This window comes from Pseudomonas sp. HMSC076A11 (genome assembly GCF_001810205.1).
Classification (GTDB): Bacteria; Pseudomonadota; Gammaproteobacteria; order Pseudomonadales; family Pseudomonadaceae; genus Pseudomonas; species Pseudomonas aeruginosa.
This window is the reverse complement of sequence record NZ_KV800314.1, coordinates 262,252-280,698: the sequence shown is the minus strand read 5'-3', so window position 1 is coordinate 280,698 and position 18,447 is coordinate 262,252. Positions and strand designations below refer to the sequence as shown.

Sequence of the window (18,447 nt, the reverse complement as noted above, 5' to 3'; positions counted from 1 at the left end):
CAGGCTCCGCGGTACAGGGATGCGCGCAGCAGTCTGCCACATTTCCGCGCGCGCTCCCGCCCCGCTATTCCGATGGGTACCAGCGCGGCGTGTAGACCCAGGCTTCGCCGTCGGCGCGCGGGAAGCTGCGGGTAGTGGACGAGCCGATGATCACCAGGGTGCGCATGTCCACCTGCTCCGCACGCAGCTCGCCCAGGGTGGTGCGCAGCAGGCGCTCACCGGGCCGCCCGATGTCGCGACCGAGCACCACCAGGGTCTGCGGCGAACGATGGCGGGCGACGATCTCCAGCGCCCGTCCCAGTTGCCAGGGCCGCGCCCGCGAGATCGGATTGTAGAAAGCCATCGCCAGGTCGGCGGCGCCGGCCAGGTCCAGGCGCCGCTCGATCACCTCCCAGGGCTTGAGGTTGTCGGACAGCGACAGCAGGCAGAAATCGTGGCCCAGAGGCGCCCCCGCCCTGGCCGCGGTGGCCAGGGCCGCCGAGACGCCAGGGAAGATCCGCAGCTCGACCGCGTCCCAGGCCGGCTCGCCAGCGCCATGCAGGGCTTCCAGCACCGCGGCGGCCATGGCGAACACGCCGGGGTCGCCGGACGATACCAGCACCACCGCCCTGCCCGTCGCCGCCAGTTCGAAGGCATGCCGGGCGCGCTGCAATTCCTCGCGGTTGTCGCTGCCATGCAGCACCTGTCCGGCGCGGAAGGGTCCGGCCATGTCGACGTAGGTCTGGTAGCCGAGGATGTCCTCGGCCTCGTCCAGTGCCCGCCGCGCCGCAGGCACCATCAGCTCGGCGCAGCCGGGCCCCAGGCCGATCACTGTGAGTCGGCCGCGACGCTGGCCGATGCGGTCCATCGCCAAGGGCGCGGCGGCCACCGCCAGCCGGTCGCCGACCTGCTCGGCGGCGGGCAAGGCCTGGCGCAGGCGCGCAGCGGGATCGGTCTGCGGCAGGAAGCGCAGCGGTACGCCGAGCGCATCGGCGGCGGCCTGCAGGCGCGGATCGGCCATCCGCGCGCTGTCGGCCAGCAAGCCGCCGAGCGCCGCCGCGGCCAGGCCGGCATCGACCAGCGCCTGGCGCACCGCGTCCGCCGCCGCGTCGGCAGGTTCGAGCGCCGCCAGCACGCAGCGCGGATGGATCAGCAGTTCCTCGGCCCGCGGCGCACGCGCCGAGGGCGTCACGTGAATCGCCAGCGCCGCCGCCGGGTCGCGCGGCAAACGGGCCGCGTCGAGCCAGCCGGCGGCACCCTCGACGCGCACCGGCTGGCCACCGAGCAAATCGGCAACGAAGCGCTTGCCCTGCTCCAGGTCGGCCAGGACATAACCGGCGGGCGGGTTGAGCACGCAGGTGCCGAAGCGCAGCTCGCCGCTGGTGGTGATCGCCGGCGCCACGGCCAGCACCTCGCCGATTTCCCGCGCCAGCCGGTTGACCCCGGCCAGCCCGCCGAGCAGCGGCACCACCGCGCTACCGTCCTCGGCCAGGGCCAGCACCGGCGGCTCCGCTCCCTTGCGTTGCAACAACGGCGCCAGGCTGCGAATGACGATGCCGGCGGCGCACAGGGCGACGATCGGGCGGTCGGCGCAATACAGTTCGCGCAGGGTGTCGCCGAAGTCCGTATAGGAACGGTCGGCCTCGACCCGCCCGGCGAGCCCGTGGACCAGCGCCCCGGGATAGCGCGCCTGGACCCGCCGCGCGGTATCCAGCGCGCCCTGGCCGAGGATGACGATGGCCGGAACCTGCTGGGCGTCACTCACCGCCGGCCCCTCCCTGCCACTTGTCGCCGGGGACGACGATCAGCGAGAAGTACGGCGAGGCCATCGGCTCCACCCGTTCCAACGGCACGATCCGCTGGTTGGCCATGGTCGCCCGCTCGACGTACAGCGCGCGGCGCTCGAGGCCAAGCTCGACCAGCACGCGGCGGACCTTGTCGAAATTGCGGCCGAGCTTCATCACCACCGCCGCGTCGGCATCCGCCAGGCGCCGGCGCAACTCCTCCTCGGGCAGCACTCCGGAGAGCACCGAGAGGCTCTGGTTGCGGTACACCAGCGGCGCACCGAGCACCGCCGCGCCGCCGAGCATCGAGCAGACGCCAGGCACCACTTCGCTTTCGTAGCGCGTCGCCAGGCGGTCGTGCAGGTACATGTAGGAACCGTAGAAGAACGGGTCGCCCTCGCAGATCACCGCCACGTCGCGGCCGGCGTCCAGGTGCGCGGCCAGCTGTTCGGCGGCGGTGTCGTAGAAATCGCTGATGATGGTCTCGTAGCACAGCGGCGGTTCCAGCTTCTCGGTGGTCACCGGATAGACCAGCGGCAGGCGCACCTGGGCCTGGTCCAGGTGCGCCTCGATGATGCCGAAGGCGTTGCCCTTCTTGCCCTTGGCCACGAAATAGCCGACCACCGGCGCCGCGCGCAGCAGGCGCAGGGCCTTGAGGGTGATCAGTTCGGGATCGCCGGGCCCGACGCCCAGGCCCAGCAGGCGGCCCTTCACGACACTCATCATTCGCGCTCCGTGGCCAGGGCGTTCACCGCCGCGGCGGCCATGGCGCTGCCGCCACGGCGACCGCGGACGATCACGTAGGGCACCCCGCGGCTATCGGCGGCGAGCATCTCCTTGGATTCCGCGGCGCCGACGAAGCCGACCGGGAAGCCCAGGATCAGCGCCGGTTTCGGCGCGCCGGCGTCGAGCATTTCCAGCAGGTAGAACAGCGCGGTCGGCGCGTTGCCGATCACCACCACGCTGCCCTCCAGGTGCTCGCGCCAGTGCTCCAGGGCCACCGCCGAGCGGGTATTGCCGAGTTCCGTGGCGAGCGCCGGCACGTCCGCTTCGTTGAGGGTGCAGATCACACGGTTGGCGGCGGGCAGCCGCGAGCGGGTCACGCCTTCGGCGACCATCCGCGCGTCGCAGAGGATCGCCGCGCCGGCGGCCAGCGCGGCGCGGCCGGCGGCGCCGGCGCCGGGCGAGAAGCGCAGGTCGTCGACCACGTCGACCATGCCGCAGGCGTGGATCACCCTGACCGCGAGCTTTTCAAGGTCGGCCGGGATGCCGGCGAGGTTCGCTTCGGCGCGGATGGTAGCGAACGACTGGCGATAGATCGCCTGGCCATCGCGGATGTAGTCAATCATGCGGGTTTTCCGGAAGTGTGCTGGGAAGGCAGGGCCGCCAGGTAGTCGGCGGCCGTGGCGAAAGTCAGGCGGCTGGCCAGCAACTGGCCGAATCCGGGGTGACATGGGTCGTGCCGGTACAGGTCGTAGAACCCGCCGCTGCGCGCCAGCAGGGTGAGCGGCGCGCGGTGGGCGGCGGCGCAGGACCGTTCGCAGCCGCACAGGTGCAGTTGCGGCAGGTCGCTGCGCGGGCCGAGGCGTTCGGCCAGGCGCAAGGCGTCGCCCTTGGTGTCGGCCAGGCCCCTGGCGCAGGCGCTGGAACCGCTGCAGGCGATCAGCCGCGCCAACGGCGCATCGGGCTCGGTCAGCAGGCCGAGTCCGCGCAGGCCGAGCAGCGCCTGGTCGGCCTCGGCGTGCGCCAGGTTCGGCAGGAGCACGCCTTGCCAGGGGGTCAGGCGCAGGCTGCCGTCGCCATGGCGTTCGACCAGCTCGGCCAGGCCTTCCAGGCAAGCGCTGTCGAGCCGGCCGAGCGGCGCCGCCGCGCCGACCATCACCAGGCCCGGCTGGCGTTGTGGCTGGACGCCGAGATGACTCCACGCACGCCCCGGCGGACGCTGCCAGGCCGCCACCCGCTCGTCACGCCGCAGAGGGAAATCCAGGCGCGCCTGCAAGGCCTCCAGCAAGGGTTCTCCGGCCAGCTTCTGCAACAGGTGGCGCATCCGCGTCTGTTGCGGCTGGGCGCGTTCGAGGAACAGGTCGAGCAGCGCCAGCACCAGGGACTCGCCCCGCTCCGCCGGCAACGCCGCCAGGGGGCGGTCGCGGGCCGGGCAGCCGGCGAGTCCGAAGACCAGCGTCGCGGTCGGCGCCGCGGGCATCGGCGAGAGCCAGATGTCATGGGGATGTTCGAGCATCGCCAGGTCTTCGCCGCCGTCCAGCTGGATGGCGAACTTGGCCGACAGCGCGTGGTAGCGGCTGTCCGCCTGGAGCCGCAGCAACAGCCGAGCGGCCAGCGGGCGCACGTCCAGCGACAGGTGCGGATCGAGCCCGGCGGCCGGGCTGAGCATCAGGTTGCGCACGTCGTCGGCGCCGGCCAGGGACCCATGCCGGGGACCGAGGCCGGCGTCCAGCAGGCGGCGGACAAGCCGCTCTTCCTCGCCGCGACGGACGCCGCGCAATTGCAGGTTGGAACGGTTGGTCGCCTCGATCACGCCGCTGGCGCAATCCCGCGCCGCGGCCGCCACGGCGCGTGCCTGGGCGGCGTCCAGGCGGCCGGCGTCGAGCTTGATGCGGCAGATGCCGCCGTCCAGCGCCTGGACGATACGCAGCAGGCCGGGACAGGGCGACGGACGTGGTACGGGCAGGGGCGCCGGGGTCTGGTCGTCGTTCAAAAACGCTACTCGAATCGGCGTCGCGGCGACCGCACCGCTGTCCCCCAGGGACAGACCACGGCATCGGTACACCCCGCCCGATGTTGGCACTCGCGACTGGTTTCGGCGGCAGGTCTCCTGGCTCGCAGCCCGGCGTTCCACCCGGGGGAGGAACCTCCGCTTCGCGCCGCCTTCCCGGTAATCCAGTGGCGAATGGCGCGAATACAGGCTGCATACAGTTGCGGGGGCAGCCACGGCTAGGCCCGGGCTTCGAAAAGACCGCGGCTCCGTGTTCCCTCTTCGGCCCTCGTTGGCCCCGCGCTAACGCGAAAGGGCCGGGCACCGACGAACGCGCTATTATGCCGCCCAGCCCGGGGCCGGGAAAACCCATTCCGTCCGGAAGCCGTCGCGGGCCCTTCACAGACGCATTTCAGGAGTATCGGAACCGTGTCATCGGCAGACTCGACGCCGCCCTGGCTGACCCTGGTGGGCATCGGCGAGGACGGTTATCCCGGCCTCGGCAAGCAGGCCCGGCGTGCCCTGCTGCACGCCAGCCGGATCGTCGGCGCGGCGCGCCAGCTGGAACTGCTGCCGCCGTGCATCGGCGCCGCCCGCGAAACCTGGCCGACGCCGTTCTCCCTGGAACCATTGCTGGCCCGGCGCGGCCAGCCGACCTGCGTGCTGGCCAGCGGCGACCCGATGCTGTTCGGCGTCGGCGCCAGTCTCGCCCGGCAACTGCCGGCGACCGAACTGCGGGTCCTGCCGGCGCCCTCCTCCCTCTCGCTGGCCGCCGCCCGCCTCGGCTGGGCCCTGCAGGAGGTCGCCTGCCTGTCGCTGGTGGCGCGTCCGCTGGCGGCGCTGCAGGCACAGGTCCACGACGGCCGGCGCCTGCTGGTCCTGAGCAACGACGGCGACAGCCCGGCCGCCATCGCCCGCCTGTTGAACGCCCGTGGCTTCGGCGCCAGTCGCCTGAGCGTGCTGGAACACCTCGGCGGGCCGCTCGAGCGCCGTCTCGACGGCCTCGCCGGCGACTGGTCGCTGCCGCGCGCCGCCGATCTCAACCTGGTGGCGGTGGAATGCCGCGCCGGCGCCGGCGCCGTGCGCCTGCCGCTGACCCCGGGCCTGGCCGACGAGGCCTATCGTCACGACGGCCAGTTGACCAAGCGCGACGTCCGCGCCGTGACCCTGGCGCGCCTGGCGCCCTGCCCCGGCGAGCTGCTCTGGGACGTCGGTGCCGGTTGCGGCTCCATCGGCATCGAATGGATGCGCGCGCACCCCAGTTGCCGGGCGATCGCCATCGAAGCCAACGACGAGCGCCAGGAACATATCCGCCACAACCGCGACGCCCTCGGCGTACCGACCCTGCACCTGGTCGCCGGCAGCGCCCCGGAGGCGCTGCTGGAACTGCCCGAGCCGGACGCCATCTTCATCGGCGGCGGAGTCACCGCCGAGGGCGTGCTGGAAACCTGCTGGGAGCGCCTGCGGCCCGGCGGCCGCCTGCTCGCCAACGCGGTCACCCTGCAGAGCGAACGGGTGCTGCTCGACTGGCAGCAACGCCTGGGTGGCGACCTCACCCGCCTCGGCGTCGCCCACGCGCGACCGCTGGGCGGTTTCGACACCTGGCGCCAGGCCTTGCCGATCACCCTGCTGGAATTGCGCAAGCCCGCCGCCAGGAAGCCTCCCCGCGATGCGTGAGGAAACCCCCGAGCAGCCCGCGCCGTTGCGCAGTGGCTACACCACCGGCAGTTGCGCCACCGCCACCAGCCTGGCGGCGGCGCGCCTGCTGCTGGGCGGCACGATCAGCGACGCGGTGCAGATCGTCCTGCCCAAGGGCCAGCAGGTGCTGATGCGCCTGGAATTCTGCCGCGCCTGGGAAAACGGCGCGGAAGCCGGCACCCTCAAGGATGCCGGCGACGATCCCGACGTCACCCATGGCGCCCTGGTGTTCGCCCGGGTGCGCCTGAGCGCCGAGCCTGGCGTGCGCTTCCATGCCGGCCCCGGGGTCGGTACGGTGACCCGCCCGGGGCTGACCCTGGCGGTCGGCGAGCCGGCGATCAATCCGGTGCCGCGACAGATGATCGAACGCCACCTCGCCCAGCTCGCCGCCGAACGGGGCTACGCCGGCGGCTTCGAGGTCGCCATCGGCGTGGAGGGCGGCGCCGAGCTGGCGCTGAAGACCATGAACCCGCGCCTGGGCATCCTCGGCGGGCTGTCGATCCTCGGCACCAGCGGCATCGTCCGGCCGTTCTCCTGCTCGGCCTATATCGCCTCGATCCATCAGGGCATCGATGTCGCTCGCGCCAACGGCGTCCGTCACATCGCCGCCTGTACCGGCAACGCCAGCGAGGACGCCATGCGCCGGCGCTATGCGCTGCCGGAGATCGCCCTGATCGAGATGGGCGACTTCGCCGGCGCGGTGCTCAAGCACCTGCGCAGGGCGCCGGTGGAAAAGCTCAGCCTGTGCGGCGGCTTCGGCAAGATCAGCAAGCTCGCCGGCGGCCACCTCGACCTGCACAGTCGCCATTCCAGCATCGACCTGCCGCAATTGGCCGGCTGGGCCGCCGCGCTCGGTGCCAGCACCGCGCTACAGGACAGCATGCGCGCCGCCAACACCAGCCAGCAGGCGCTGGCCCAGGCACACGCCGAAGGCGTGGCCCTGGGCGATGCGGTCTGCGCCCACGCCCTGCGCTTCGCCCGCGGCATCGTGCCCACCGAGGTGGCGCTGGAAGTCTTCGCCATCGACCGCCAGGGCAACCTGGTCGGCCAGGCCTGCGAGGAGCGCCGATGAAGCGCCTGTTGCTGCTCGGCGGGATCGGTGAGGCCCTGGCCCTCGCCCGCCGGCTCGGTCCGGCGCATCTCTACAGCCTCGCCGGGCTGGGCAAGGTGCCCGGCGACCTGGCCTGCCGGGTCCGGGTCGGCGGCTACGGCGGCGCCGAAGGGCTGGCGGCGTTCATCGACGAGCAGGGCTTCGACCTGCTGGTGGACGCCACCCACCCCTACGCCGCACGGATCAGCCAGAACGCCGTGCGCGCCGCGCGACTGGCCGGAGTGCCCTGCTGGGCGCTGCGCCGGCCCGGCTGGCAGGCCGGGCCCGGCGACGACTGGCGCGAGGTAGCCGACTGGCGCGAGCTTATCGCCGCCCTCGCACCCTTCCGCCGTCCGCTGTTCACCCTCGGCCGCGAACCGCTGGAGCATCTCGGCCAGGTCCCGCCGCACCAGCACTGGACCGTGCGCTGCCTGCAAGGCCAGCCGGCCGCGCCGCGCGCCGAGGTGATCGGCGCGCGCGGGCCGTTCAGCCTGGATGGCGAACGGGCGTTGTTCGAGCGCCTCGCCTGCGACGTGCTGGTGAGCAAGAACAGCGGTAGCCAGGCCACCGAGCCGAAGCTCCAGGTGGCGCGGGAAATGGGCCTGCCGGTGCTGGTCCTGGCGCGTCCGGCGCTGCCGCCGGCGGACCGCGAGTTCGCCGACGGCGAGGCGCTGCTGACGGCGATCCGCGATTGGGAAAGCGCCTGAAGCGAACGCCCACCCACTCGCCGCGACCTGTCCCGCCTCCATCTCCGGCGCCGCTCACGCCGCGCTGAGATGCTCGTAGAGAATGGTCGCGCCGACCAGGATCAGCACCACCCCGCCGACCATCTCCGCGCGCTTGCCGGTCACTGCGCCGAGCGCCCGGCCGAGCATGGTGCCGAGGGTGACCATGGTCATGGTGGCCAGGCCGATGGCACCGGCGGCGAGGAAGATGTTGACGTCGACAAAGGCCAGGCCGACGCCCACCGCCAGCGCGTCGATGCTGGTGGCCAGCGCCGTCACCGCGAGAATCCAGAACGAATGCTGGCCGGGCTTTTCCTGTTCCGTCTCATGATCCGCGCGCAGGCCGTTGTGGATCATGTGCAGGCCGAGCAGCACCAACAGGACGAAGGCGATCCAGTGATCCCAGTCGGCGACGAACTGGCTGGCGGCCTGGCCAAGCAGCCAGCCGACCAGAGGGGTGATGGCCTCGATCACGCCGAAGATTATCCCGGTGCGCAGCGCCTCCGACAGGCGCGGCCGATCCAGGCTGGAGCCCTTGCCGATGGCCGCGGCGAAGGCATCGGTGGACATGGCGAAGGCGAGGAAGATCAGGGAAACGGGATTCACGCGGATACTCCAGCCGGGCATGAGTCAACGACATGACCCCGCGGCCCGGCTTTGGCGCAGGAATGTCGTTGGTCTCACCAATCCGGTTGGATGCGCTGGCCATGGCAGGTTGCCAAGAATGTTGACCAGCGCGCCGTCAACGGGTGACGGCAGGCTACTCCCCAAGGAAGGCCGGCAGCATAGCAGGCCGGCGTGAAGAAAATGTGATGACCCGGGAAGCTGCGCCAGGGCGTGGGGTCCGGCGAAGAAAGACTGCACAAGCGAATTGTTATAGTATAACATTTTATTCAATCCAGATCGTTCAAGGCTTGACTGGAAACGGTGCGGATGTTCCCATCCGGCCCGTTCCAGGTGCCTCCTGCCGCCGCGCAGGAGGTGAAACGGGAAGCCGGTGCGTCACTTCGGTGATCAGTCCGGCGCTGCCCCCGCAACGGTAAGCGAGCGAAATCCTCTTCAGGCCACTGTGCTCCAGCATGGGAAGGCGAGGATTTCACGACCCTCGCAAGCCCGGAGACCGGCCTGCAACGCCCTGTTGGCACACCCGCGGTGGGCGGGAGCGAGCCGGTTGTTCGAGGCGCTGTCGCGCCTGCGATTTCCTGCGCGTTCCGTCCTGCCCGGCCATGAGATGGAACGCCCATGCCCCGCTTCAGCCGTTTGCGCACCGAGCCTTTCGCCCTCGGCCTCTCCACCAGCCTGCTGCTGGTACCGCCCGCCCTCGCCGAAACCGAGGAAGCCGCCCTCGCCCTGCCCAGCCAGTTGGTCAGCGTTCGCCAGGATCCCGCCGAACTCGACCACATCGACCTCGCCACTCCGGTCAGTGCCGGTTCGCGCCTGGGCCTCAGCGCCCTGGACACCCCGGCGAGCACCAGCAGCATCAGCGGCGAGGAAGTTCGCCGGCGCAACAACCCCAGCGTCCAGGCCGCCGTTACCCGCAGCCCCGGCATCAGCTTCATCGGCACCCCCGGAGATGGCGGTACCGGCCTCTCGGCGCGCGGCTTCAGCGGCCATGCATCGGTGATGCAGCTGTTCGACGGCACGCGCCTGTACACCGGCATGGGCACGGTGAACTTCCCCAGCGATCCGTGGATGGTCGAGCGCATCGACGTGATCCGCGGCCCGGCCTCGGTGCTGTACGGCGAAGGCGCCACCGGCGCGGTGATCAACGTGGTGCCGAAGAAGCCTTTCGCCGGCGAGATCCGCAACCACCTGCGCCTCGGCTACGGCTCCTACGACAACCGCCAGTTGGCCCTGGACAGCGGCGGCTCGCTGACCGACAGCCTCAGCTACCGGCTCAACCTGAACCAGCAGCAGAGCCACGGCTGGATCGACCGTGGCGACTCGCGCAACCTGGGCATCAGCGCGGCGCTGCGCTGGCAGGCCAGCGACGATCTGGCCTTCACCCTCGCCCACGACTATGGCGACCAGGAGCCGATGAACGACTTCGGCACCCCGCTGGTCGGCGGCAAGTACCACAAGCGCCTGCGCGAGAAGAACTACAACGTGCGCAACGACGTGCAGCGCTACAACGACCAGTGGACCCGCCTGACCAGCGACTGGAGCCTTTCCGACAGCGTCACCGCGAGCAACCAGTTGTACTACATCAAGGCCCGCCGCCACTGGCGCAACGCCGAAACCTACGAATGGGACGTCCCGCGCGAAGAGCTGTTGCGCAGGGACTACCTGCGCATCAGCCACGAGCAGGAGCAGATCGGCGACCGCCAGACCTTCGCCTTCCAGCACGCCCTGTTCGGCCTCGACAGCCGCACCCTGGTCGGCGCCGAGTACAACCGCATCCGCTTCCGCCTGAGCAACAACTCGCCCTATACCGATGTCGGCGGCGACTACATCGACCCCTGGCATCCCGCGCCCGGCTACTTCGAAAGCCGCTCGCCCTACCGGCCGCACTCGCGCAGCCAGACCCGCACCTTCGCCCTGTTCGCCGAGAACCGCCTGCAGCTCAACGAGCGCCTGTCGCTGGTGACCGGGGTGCGCCGCGACCAGAACCATATCGACCGCGACGACCTGCGCGCCGGCACCCGCAGCGACCGCAGCCTGCAGGGCGGCAACTGGCGCGCCGGGATGGTCTTCGCGCTGACCCCGGAACTGTCGCTGTACGGCCAGTACTCCACCAGCGAGGACGGTGTGAGCAACCTGATCACCCTCAACGCGGCCCAGCAGCAGATGGACCTGACCCACTCGAAGCAGACCGAGGTCGGCCTCAAGCAGCTGTTCCCGGACGGTCGCGGCGAATGGACCCTGGCCGCCTACCATATCGTCAAGAAGAAGCTGCTCAGCGCCAACCCGCTGCCGCCGCACGACGCGCAGCAGGTCGGCCAGCAGAGTTCGGACGGCCTGGAGGCCAGCCTGGAACTGAACCTGGCCCAGGACTGGCGGCTGTCGGCGAACGCCGCGCTGGTGCGTGCCGAATACGACGACTTCGACGAAACGATCGACGGGCAGACCTACTCGCGCAACGGCAACCGCCCCAGGAACGTGCCACGGCGCACCGCCAACCTCTGGCTGGACAAGTCCTTCGCCGAGACCCTGCGCGTCGGCGCCGGGCTGCGCTACGTCGACCGGCGCTACGCCGACGCCGCCAACCAGGCCAGCCTGCCCGGCTACACGGTGGTCGACGCCAACCTGGGCTGGCGGGTACGGCCGGACCTGACCCTCGGCCTTGAGCTGTACAACCTGTTCGACCGCCAGTACGCCCTGGCTGACAACAACAACGGCCAGCAATGGATCATGGGCCAGCCGCGCTCGTTCAACGTCACCGCCGACTTCAGTTTCTGAAGCCGGCGCCGCGGCAATCGTCTCTGCTGAACCACCGGACCTGCGAGTAGCCATGTCGTCCCTTCACCTCGATGCCCTGCACTGGTCGCCCGACGCCTCCACCGAGTTGCTGCGCGGCGTGCATCTGGAAGTCCCGGCCGGCAGTTTCGTCGGCCTGATCGGCCCCAACGGCAGCGGCAAGACCAGCCTGCTGCGCTGCGCCTTCCGCTATGCGCGACCGCAGCGCGGCCGGGTGGTGCTCGACGGCGACGACCTCTGGCGCCAGCCGCCGCGCTGGGCCGCCCGGCGTATCGCGGTGGTGTTGCAGGAGTTCCCCGAGGACTTCGGCCTTGCCGTCGAGGACGTGGTCGCCATGGGCCGCACGCCGCACAAGGGCCTGTTCGACGGCCACGGCGCGGACGACCGCCAGCGGGTCCGCCAGGCGCTGCTCCAGGTCGGTCTCGAAGGGCGTGCCGCGAGCCCCTTCGCCAGCCTCTCCGGTGGCGAGAAGCAGCGCGCCCTGCTGGCTCGCGCGCTGGTTCAGGAGCCGCGCCTGCTGATCCTCGACGAACCGACCAACCACCTCGACCCGCGCTACCAGCTGGAGCTTCTGCGCCTGCTGCGCAGCCTCGGCCTGAGCACCCTGGCGAGCTTCCACGACCTCAACCTGGCGGCGGCCTTCTGCGACCGCCTCTACGTGCTCGACGGCGGCCGCATCGTCGCCCAGGGCACGCCGACCGAGGTGCTCGACGCCGACCTGCTGTGGCGGGTGTTCGGCGTCCGCGCCCTGGTCGACCGCCACCCCCTCGCCGACCACCCGCGCCTGACCTGGATTACCCAAGCATGAAGCACCCGATCCTGCACCACCTGCTGCTCTGCGCCCTGCTCGCCTGCGCCGATGCCGCGCTGGCCGAGCGCTACCCGCTCAGCGTGCGCAGCTGCGAGCGCGAAGTGACGTTCGAGCGCGCGCCGTCGCGCGCAGTCAGCCACGACATCAACCTCACCGAGATGATGGTCGCCCTCGGTCTGCAAACGCGCATGGTCGGCTATACCGGCATCAGCGGCTGGTGGAAGAATGCCGATCCCGGATTGATCGCCGCGCTCAAGCCGCTGCCCGAGCTGGTGGCGCGCTACCCCACGGCGGAAACCCTGCTCGATGTCGACGCCGACTTCTTCTTCGCCGGTTGGGGCTACGGCATGCGCGTCGGCGGCGACCTCACTCCGGCCAGCCTGGAGCCGCTGGGGGTGAAGGTCTACGAGCTGAGCGAATCCTGCGCGCAGATCGGCGAGCCGCGCCGCGCCAGCCTCGACGAGCTGTACCGCGACCTGCGCAACCTGGGGCGGATCTTCGACGTCGAACCGCGCGCCGAGCGCCTGGTCGCCAGCCTCCAGGCACGCATCGAGCGCGCCCGCGCCGGCATCCCGGCGAACGCCGAGGCGCCGCGGGTATTCCTCTACGACAGCGGCGAGGACCGCCCCTTCACCTCTGGCCGCCTGGGCATGCCGCAGGCGCTGATCGAGGCCGCCGGCGGCCGCAGCGTGACCGACGACGTGGCGGCCAGTTGGACCCAGGTCAACTGGGAAAGCGTGGTCGCCCGCGATCCGCAGGTCATCGTCATCGTCGACTACGGCGAGACCAGCGCCGCGCAGAAGCAGCGCTTCCTCGAAGAGAACCCGGCGCTGCGCAGCCTGACCGCGATCCGCGAGCGACGCTTCATCGTCCTGCCCTATAACCAGGCCACGCCGGGCATCGGCAACGCCGCGGCGATAGAAACCCTGGTCGCCGGCCTCCACCCTCGGGCGCCACGTCCATGACCCTGTTCCGCAGCCCTCGCGCCTATTGCCTGTTGCTGGGCAGCCTGGTCATGTTGCTCGGCCTGTCCTGCGTGGTCGCCCTCGGCTTCGGTCCGGCGCGACTGGACAGCGGCCTGGTCGGCCGCATCGTCCTCCAGCGCCTGTTCGGCGTGGCGGCGGAGCCCGGTGCCTGGAGCGCCGGCCAGGAGCACATCGTCTGGCTGATCCGCGCCCCACGGGTACTGCTCGGCGCCTGCGTCGGCGCCGGCCTGGCGCTGGTGGGAGCGGCCCTGCAGGCGGTCACGCGCAATCCGCTGGCCGATCCGCACCTGCTCGGCGCCACCTCCGGCGCGACCCTCGGCGCGGTGTTGGTGGTGCTCTACATCGGCGAGGTGATCGGCCTGCTGACCCTGCCGCTGGCGGCCTTCCTCGGCGCCCTCGGCAGCATGCTGCTGGTGCTCGGCGTGGCCAGTCGCGGCGGCCGCCTGGGCAGCGACCGGCTGTTGCTGGCGGGGGTCGCGGTGTCGTTCGTGCTCCTGGCGCTGGCCAACCTGCTGCTGTTCCTCGGCGACCACCGCGCCGCCTCCTCTGTGCTGTTCTGGATGCTCGGCGGCCTCGGCCTGGCGCGCTGGTCGTTGATCTGGCTGCCGGCGCTGTGCGTGGCCGGCGGCCTGCTGGTACTGCTCGGGCTGGGCCGTGCGCTGAACGCGCTGATGGCCGGCGAACAGACCGCCGTGACCCTCGGCCTGGACGCCCGTCGCGTACGCCTGTGGGTCTTCATCTGCTGCTCGCTGCTGACCGGCGTGCTGGTCTCGGTGAGCGGCGCCATCGGCTTCGTCGGACTCATGCTGCCGCACGCCGCGCGCCTGCTGGTGGGCGCCGAGCACCGCCGGCTGCTGCCGGTGTGCGCCCTGCTCGGCGCGCTGTTCCTGGTCTGGATGGATGTCGCCGCGCGCACCCTGATCGCCCCCCAGGACCTGCCCATCGGCATCGCCACCGCGGCCATCGGTGGGCTGTTCTTCATTCTCCTGCTACGTCGCCGCAGCTGATCAGAACAGATCCAGCGGGATCTTCAGGTAACGCACCCCGTTGCCTTCCACCGGCGGCAGGTTGCCGCCGCGCATGTTGACCTGGATCGCCGGCAGCATCAGGGTCGGCATGCCGAGGGTGGCATCGCGCTGCTGGCGCATGGCGACGAACGCCTCCTCGTCGACGCCTTCGCGGACGTGCACGTTGTGCCGGCGCTGCTCGCCGACGCTGGTTTCGCAGCGGTGCTCGTCGCGGCCGGGAGCCGTGTAGTCGTGGCACATGAACAGGCGGGTCGCGTCGGGTAGCGCGAACAGGCGCTGGATCGAGCGATACAGCTGGCGCGCGTCGCCGCCGGGGAAATCGCAGCGGGCGGTGCCGTAGTCGGGCATGAACAGGGTATCGCCGACGAAGGCGCTGTCGCCGACCAGGTAGGTCATGCACGCCGGGGTATGCCCCGGGGTATGCAGCGCGCGGCATTCCAGGGCGCCGATGCGGAACGACTCGCCGTCCTCGAACAGGTGCTCGAACTGGCGGCCGTCCACCGGGAACGCCTCGCCGAGGTTGAACAGGCCGGAGAATTTCGCCTGCACCTGGGTGATTCGCGCGCCGATGGCCAGGCACCCGCCCAGTTCGCGCTGCAGGAAGATGGCCGCCGACAGGTGGTCGGCGTGCACGTGGGTCTCCAGCAGCCATTCCACCTGCAGGTCGTGCTGGCGAACATGGGCGATCAGGCGTTCGGCGCTGGCATGGCTGGTGCGCCCGGCGGCCGGGTCGTAGTCGAGCACCGGGTCGACGATGGCGCAGGCGCGGCTGGACGGGTCGCGCACCACGTAGCTGTAGGTGGAGGTGGCCGGGTCGAAGAAGGCAGTGATGTCGGGTTTCAACATGGAGGTTCCTTGCGCGGCGTGCTGACGGCGACCGCGCCATGGCTACGGATCGTCCCACCATAGCCAACCCGGGCCCGGCGTACCAACCCACAGGTTTGTCAGGAAGCTACCGGACCGCCTCAGAGCAGCAGGGCGGCCCAGGCCGATGCCAGCAACAACAGCGCCATGCCTTGGTTGAAGCGTTTCATCAGCGACGGCGAGCGCAGCAGCCGCGCGCTGCCGACGCCGAGCAAGGCCCAACTGGCCAGGCACGGCAGCGAAACCAGGAAGAACAGCAATGCCAGCAGGCCGATCCGCCCGGCCTGTCCGGCGCCTTCCCCGGCGAACAGTGCCAGCGCGGCGAGGGCCATCATCCAGGCCTTGGGATTGACCAGTTGCAACGCCGCGCCGCCGAGCACGCCGAGGCGCCGCGGCGGCTCCGCGCCGTCGATGCCGCCCGCGCTGCGGAACAGGCTCCAGGCCAGGTAGCTGAGCCAGCCGACGCCGAGCCAGGCGAGCCCCTGCTGGAGCAGCGGATGGCGTCGCAGCAACTCGCCCAGGCCGAGCCCGAGCAGCAGGATCAGCGCCGCCACCGCCGCGCAGGCGCCGAGCACGATCGGCCAGGCGGCGGCCAGGCCGTGGCGCTGGCTGTTGCTCAGGACCAGGATGTTGGTCGGTCCGGGGGTGATCGAGGCGACGACGGCGAACAGCAGGAAGGGCACGAGGGATTGCATGGACGGGCTCCTGTGGCGGGGGAGCCTTCATCCTGGCGACGCGCCGGGCCTCAGTCTGGAAGCTGGGTGCACTGCCGGCGGTAGGCCGCCGGGGTCATCCCGTAGGCGCGCCGGAACCAGCGGCCGAGATGGCTCTGGTCGGCGAAACCGAGAGCGCTGGCGAGGTCCGCCGGTTGCCCGCCGACAGCGAGCATCTGCCGCGCCTTGGCCAGGCGCAACTGGACCAGGTAGGCGTAGGGTGGCAAGCCGTAGGCGGCCTTGAATGCACGGTTCAGGCGGAAGCGGTCGGTGCCGCAGGCGCTGGCCAGCTCGTCCAGGCCGATGTCCTCGTAGAAGTGCGCATGCAGGTAGTCGCGGGCTTTCTGCGCCACCAGCGGCAGGCGCGGATCGAATGGCTTCGCCTCGCGCCAGCCGAGGTGCACGCGCAGCCGCTCCAGCACCAGCTCCAGGGCGGTCTGCCGCAGCAGTCGCAGCTCGCGGCCATGCAGGACGCGGAAGGCCTGGGCGATGGCCAGGGTCAGGCGCGGGTCTTCGGTGAGGTTGGCGTGGAAGCCGGGGTCGCGGTCGCTGGGCGCATCGTCGAAGGTCGCCCGCAGTTCGCGCCGCAGCCAGTCCGGCTGCAGGTACAGCATCGAGTAGGTGAAGCCGCCGGCGATCGGCGCGCGACCGTCGTGGATCTCCCCCGGTTCGACCAGGAATACCTGGCCGGCGGTGCTGTCGTGTCGGCGTCGGCGGCAGTTGAATTGCTGCACGCCGATCTCGGTGTAGCCGATCAGGTAGCTGTCGTGCCAGTGCGGATCGTAGGCGTGGCCCTCGAAATGGGCGCGCAGGGTCTCGATCCCGGTCTCGGCGTCGCGGGCCAGGTCGATCCAGTCTCGGCTCCCCATCGTGCGTCAGGTCTTCCCACTCGTTGGTTTCGTCGCCGCGACTATAACGCGCCCGTCCCGGGGTTCTAGAAGATTCGTGCAGGCGGCTGCGCTCCTCCGGAGGCGGGAATTGATCGGCGTTTCTGGACAATCTATCCAGGCCGCCGCGATTACTCCGCAAGGCCGCCCTCCCTAGACTGGGTTCTCCACTCACCGCAGGAGAAACACCCCATGGTCGACCACTCCATCAAAGGCAAGACCGTCCTCATCACCGGCGGCGCCAAGAACCTGGGCGGGCTGATCGCCCGTGATCTCGCCGCCCACGGCGCGAAGGCGATCGCCATCCACTACAACAGCGCCGCGAGCAAGGCCGATGCCGACGCCACCGTCGCCGCGCTGCAGGCAGCCGGAGCCAAGGCGGTAGCGCTGCAGGGCGATCTCACCAGCGCCGCGGCCATGGAAAAGCTGTTCGCCGACGCCATCGCCGCGGTGGGCAAGCCGGACATCGCCATCAACACCGTCGGCAAGGTGCTGAAGAAACCCATCACCGAGATCAGCGAGACCGAATACGACGAGATGAGCGCGGTCAATTCCAAGTCTGCGTTCTTCTTCCTGCGCGAAGCCGGCAAGCACGTCAACGACAACGGCAAGATCTGCACCCTGGTGACCTCCCTGCTTGGCGCCTATACCCCGTACTACGCCGCCTATGCCGGCACCAAGGCGCCGGTGGAGCACTTCACCCGTGCCGCTTCCAAGGAGTTCGGCGCGCGCGGCATCTCGGTCACCGCGGTCGGCCCGGGCCCCATGGACACGCCCTTCTTCTACCCCGCCGAAGGTGCCGATGCGGTGGACTACCTGAAGAACGCCGCGGCCTTGTCGCCGTTCTCCAAAACCGGCCTGACCGACATCGACGACGTGGTGCCGTTCATCCGCCACCTGGTCAGCGAAGGTTGGTGGATCACCGGCCAGACCATCCTCATCAACGGCGGCTTCTCCACCAAGTGAGCCACGCAGCGGCCGCCACGGCGGTCGCTGCCTGCCTGCGGAAACCCTTCATGCACGTGACCCTGGTAATCGCCGGCGGCATCGTCCTGCTCGGCCTGTTCCTGCTCTTCGGCAAACTCTGGGATGCCGGGCCGGCGCTCGCTGCCGGCCTGTTCCTGCCGACCTGGCTGGCCGTCGCGCTGGTCAACCTGTGGGTCGGCGTCCAGCACGCCGGCTACGGCTTGCGCGAAGAACTGCCGATCCTGCTGCTGGTCTTCCTGGTCCCGGCGGCACTGGCCGGCGTGGCGATCTGGCTGGCGCCGCGCTAGGCGGCGGCGCTTCAGACGCGGAAACGGCCGACCAGCCGCGCCAGTTCCGAGGACAGCTCGGACAGCCGGCGGCTGGCCCCGGTACCCTGCTCCGAATGTTCCGCCGCCTGGGCGGAAAGCTCGCGCACCTCGCTGATGTTGCGGGCGATTTCGTCGATTACCCGGCTCTGCTCCTCGCAGGCCGAGGCGATCTGCGCGGCGAGGTCGTTGATCCGCCCCACCGCGTCGCCGGTGGCGGCCAGCACGCCGTCGACCCCGGCGGCGCGCTCGACGCTGTCGCGCGCCTTGAGGCTGCCCGACTGCATGGCCCGCACGGCGTTCTGCACCCCGGCCTGGAGGCGCTCGATGCGCGCCTGGATGTCCTTGGTCGAATCCTGGGTACGCGCCGCCAGCGCCCGCACCTCGTCGGCCACCACGGCGAAACCGCGACCCTGCTCGCCAGCCCGCGCGGCTTCGATGGCGGCGTTGAGGGCGAGCA

18 protein-coding genes and 3 riboswitches are annotated in these 18,447 nt (G+C 70.7%); of the genes, 9 read left to right on the top strand and 9 right to left on the bottom strand.

Annotated elements, in window-relative coordinates:
* Positions 1–64: 64 nt before the first annotated feature.
* Genes cobJ through cobG form a run of 4 tightly spaced genes read right to left on the bottom strand, consistent with a single transcriptional unit; the run spans position 65 to position 4,479 of the window.
* Positions 65–1,744: a precorrin-3B C(17)-methyltransferase gene (gene cobJ / locus HMPREF2716_RS19655; protein ID WP_033877211.1), complete on the bottom strand. Its 1,680-nt coding sequence runs from the start codon at positions 1,742–1,744 to the stop codon at positions 65–67.
* On the bottom strand, positions 1,737–2,489 hold the full coding sequence (locus HMPREF2716_RS19650) for a precorrin-2 C(20)-methyltransferase (RefSeq protein ID WP_003091011.1): 753 nt from the start codon (positions 2,487–2,489) through the stop codon (positions 1,737–1,739). Before HMPREF2716_RS19650 ends, cobJ begins: the two co-directional genes overlap by 8 nt.
* Positions 2,486–3,112 (bottom strand): precorrin-8X methylmutase, encoded by a 627-nt coding sequence (locus HMPREF2716_RS19645; protein WP_003107929.1) that lies wholly within the window; start codon positions 3,110–3,112, stop codon positions 2,486–2,488. The genes HMPREF2716_RS19650 and HMPREF2716_RS19645 overlap by 4 nt, the downstream gene beginning before the upstream one ends.
* Positions 3,109–4,479, bottom strand: coding sequence for a precorrin-3B synthase (gene cobG / locus HMPREF2716_RS19640; RefSeq protein ID WP_025297486.1), 1,371 nt, complete (start codon positions 4,477–4,479; stop codon positions 3,109–3,111). The genes HMPREF2716_RS19645 and cobG overlap by 4 nt, the downstream gene beginning before the upstream one ends.
* An 89-nt stretch (positions 4,480–4,568) precedes the next feature.
* Positions 4,569–4,820, bottom strand: a riboswitch (cobalamin riboswitch).
* Between the two features lie 85 nt (positions 4,821–4,905).
* Between cobG and HMPREF2716_RS19635 the strand changes: the two genes are divergently transcribed.
* The 3 genes from HMPREF2716_RS19635 to HMPREF2716_RS19625 are packed head-to-tail and all read left to right on the top strand — an operon-like array spanning position 4,906 to position 7,971.
* Complete coding sequence (locus HMPREF2716_RS19635) at positions 4,906–6,153, top strand: bifunctional cobalt-precorrin-7 (C(5))-methyltransferase/cobalt-precorrin-6B (C(15))-methyltransferase (RefSeq protein ID WP_025297487.1); 1,248 nt, start codon at positions 4,906–4,908, stop codon at positions 6,151–6,153.
* Positions 6,146–7,246, top strand: a complete 1,101-nt coding sequence (locus HMPREF2716_RS19630; protein WP_003114022.1) for a cobalt-precorrin-5B (C(1))-methyltransferase — start codon at positions 6,146–6,148, stop codon at positions 7,244–7,246. The genes HMPREF2716_RS19635 and HMPREF2716_RS19630 overlap by 8 nt, the downstream gene beginning before the upstream one ends.
* Entirely contained in the window at positions 7,243–7,971 is a 729-nt protein-coding gene (locus tag HMPREF2716_RS19625; protein ID WP_003160595.1) for a cobalt-precorrin-6A reductase, read from the top strand. Before HMPREF2716_RS19630 ends, HMPREF2716_RS19625 begins: the two co-directional genes overlap by 4 nt.
* A gap of 54 nt (positions 7,972–8,025) precedes the next feature.
* Here HMPREF2716_RS19625 and mntP read toward each other — a convergent pair whose 3' ends face one another.
* Complete coding sequence (gene mntP, locus HMPREF2716_RS19620; RefSeq protein ID WP_003122506.1) at positions 8,026–8,595, bottom strand: manganese efflux pump MntP; 570 nt, start codon at positions 8,593–8,595, stop codon at positions 8,026–8,028.
* 9 nt (positions 8,596–8,604) lie between these two features.
* A riboswitch (yybP-ykoY riboswitch) is annotated at positions 8,605–8,770 on the bottom strand.
* Between the two features lie 157 nt (positions 8,771–8,927).
* Positions 8,928–9,133, top strand: a riboswitch (cobalamin riboswitch).
* A 98-nt stretch (positions 9,134–9,231) separates the two neighbouring features.
* Between mntP and HMPREF2716_RS19615 the strand changes: the two genes are divergently transcribed.
* The 4 genes from HMPREF2716_RS19615 to HMPREF2716_RS19600 are packed head-to-tail and all read left to right on the top strand — an operon-like array spanning position 9,232 to position 14,210.
* On the top strand, positions 9,232–11,388 hold the full coding sequence (locus HMPREF2716_RS19615; RefSeq protein ID WP_003452422.1) for a TonB-dependent receptor: 2,157 nt from the start codon (positions 9,232–9,234) through the stop codon (positions 11,386–11,388).
* A 52-nt stretch (positions 11,389–11,440) separates the two neighbouring features.
* On the top strand, positions 11,441–12,214 hold the full coding sequence (locus tag HMPREF2716_RS19610; protein WP_003101422.1) for an ABC transporter ATP-binding protein: 774 nt from the start codon (positions 11,441–11,443) through the stop codon (positions 12,212–12,214).
* Positions 12,211–13,182: an ABC transporter substrate-binding protein gene (locus HMPREF2716_RS19605; protein ID WP_003162552.1), complete on the top strand. Its 972-nt coding sequence runs from the start codon at positions 12,211–12,213 to the stop codon at positions 13,180–13,182. Before HMPREF2716_RS19610 ends, HMPREF2716_RS19605 begins: the two co-directional genes overlap by 4 nt.
* Positions 13,179–14,210: a FecCD family ABC transporter permease gene (locus HMPREF2716_RS19600; protein ID WP_003114019.1), complete on the top strand. Its 1,032-nt coding sequence runs from the start codon at positions 13,179–13,181 to the stop codon at positions 14,208–14,210. Before HMPREF2716_RS19605 ends, HMPREF2716_RS19600 begins: the two co-directional genes overlap by 4 nt.
* Here HMPREF2716_RS19600 and HMPREF2716_RS19595 read toward each other — a convergent pair whose 3' ends face one another.
* The 3 genes from HMPREF2716_RS19595 to HMPREF2716_RS19585 form a co-directional block, all read right to left on the bottom strand.
* Positions 14,211–15,077 (bottom strand): MBL fold metallo-hydrolase, encoded by an 867-nt coding sequence (locus tag HMPREF2716_RS19595; RefSeq protein ID WP_003101427.1) that lies wholly within the window; start codon positions 15,075–15,077, stop codon positions 14,211–14,213. It abuts the gene before it with no gap.
* Between the two features lie 119 nt (positions 15,078–15,196).
* Positions 15,197–15,790: a LysE family translocator gene (locus HMPREF2716_RS19590; RefSeq protein ID WP_003114018.1), complete on the bottom strand. Its 594-nt coding sequence runs from the start codon at positions 15,788–15,790 to the stop codon at positions 15,197–15,199.
* A gap of 50 nt (positions 15,791–15,840) precedes the next feature.
* On the bottom strand, positions 15,841–16,677 hold the full coding sequence (locus tag HMPREF2716_RS19585; RefSeq protein ID WP_003160598.1) for an AraC family transcriptional regulator: 837 nt from the start codon (positions 16,675–16,677) through the stop codon (positions 15,841–15,843).
* A 210-nt stretch (positions 16,678–16,887) separates the two neighbouring features.
* Here HMPREF2716_RS19585 and HMPREF2716_RS19580 point away from each other — a divergent pair, with 210 nt between their 5' ends.
* Positions 16,888–17,661 carry an SDR family oxidoreductase gene (locus HMPREF2716_RS19580; protein WP_003101432.1) on the top strand — a complete coding sequence of 258 codons (774 nt, stop codon included), beginning with the start codon at positions 16,888–16,890 and terminating at the stop codon, positions 17,659–17,661.
* Between the two features lie 50 nt (positions 17,662–17,711).
* Positions 17,712–17,969, top strand: coding sequence for a hypothetical protein (locus HMPREF2716_RS19575; RefSeq protein WP_003101434.1), 258 nt, complete (start codon positions 17,712–17,714; stop codon positions 17,967–17,969).
* Positions 17,970–17,980: 11 nt separating this feature from the next.
* On the opposite strand, the gene HMPREF2716_RS19570 is transcribed toward HMPREF2716_RS19575, so the two are convergent.
* Positions 17,981–18,447: methyl-accepting chemotaxis protein (locus HMPREF2716_RS19570; RefSeq protein WP_031803920.1), on the bottom strand; the 467-nt coding region annotated here is incomplete at its 5' end.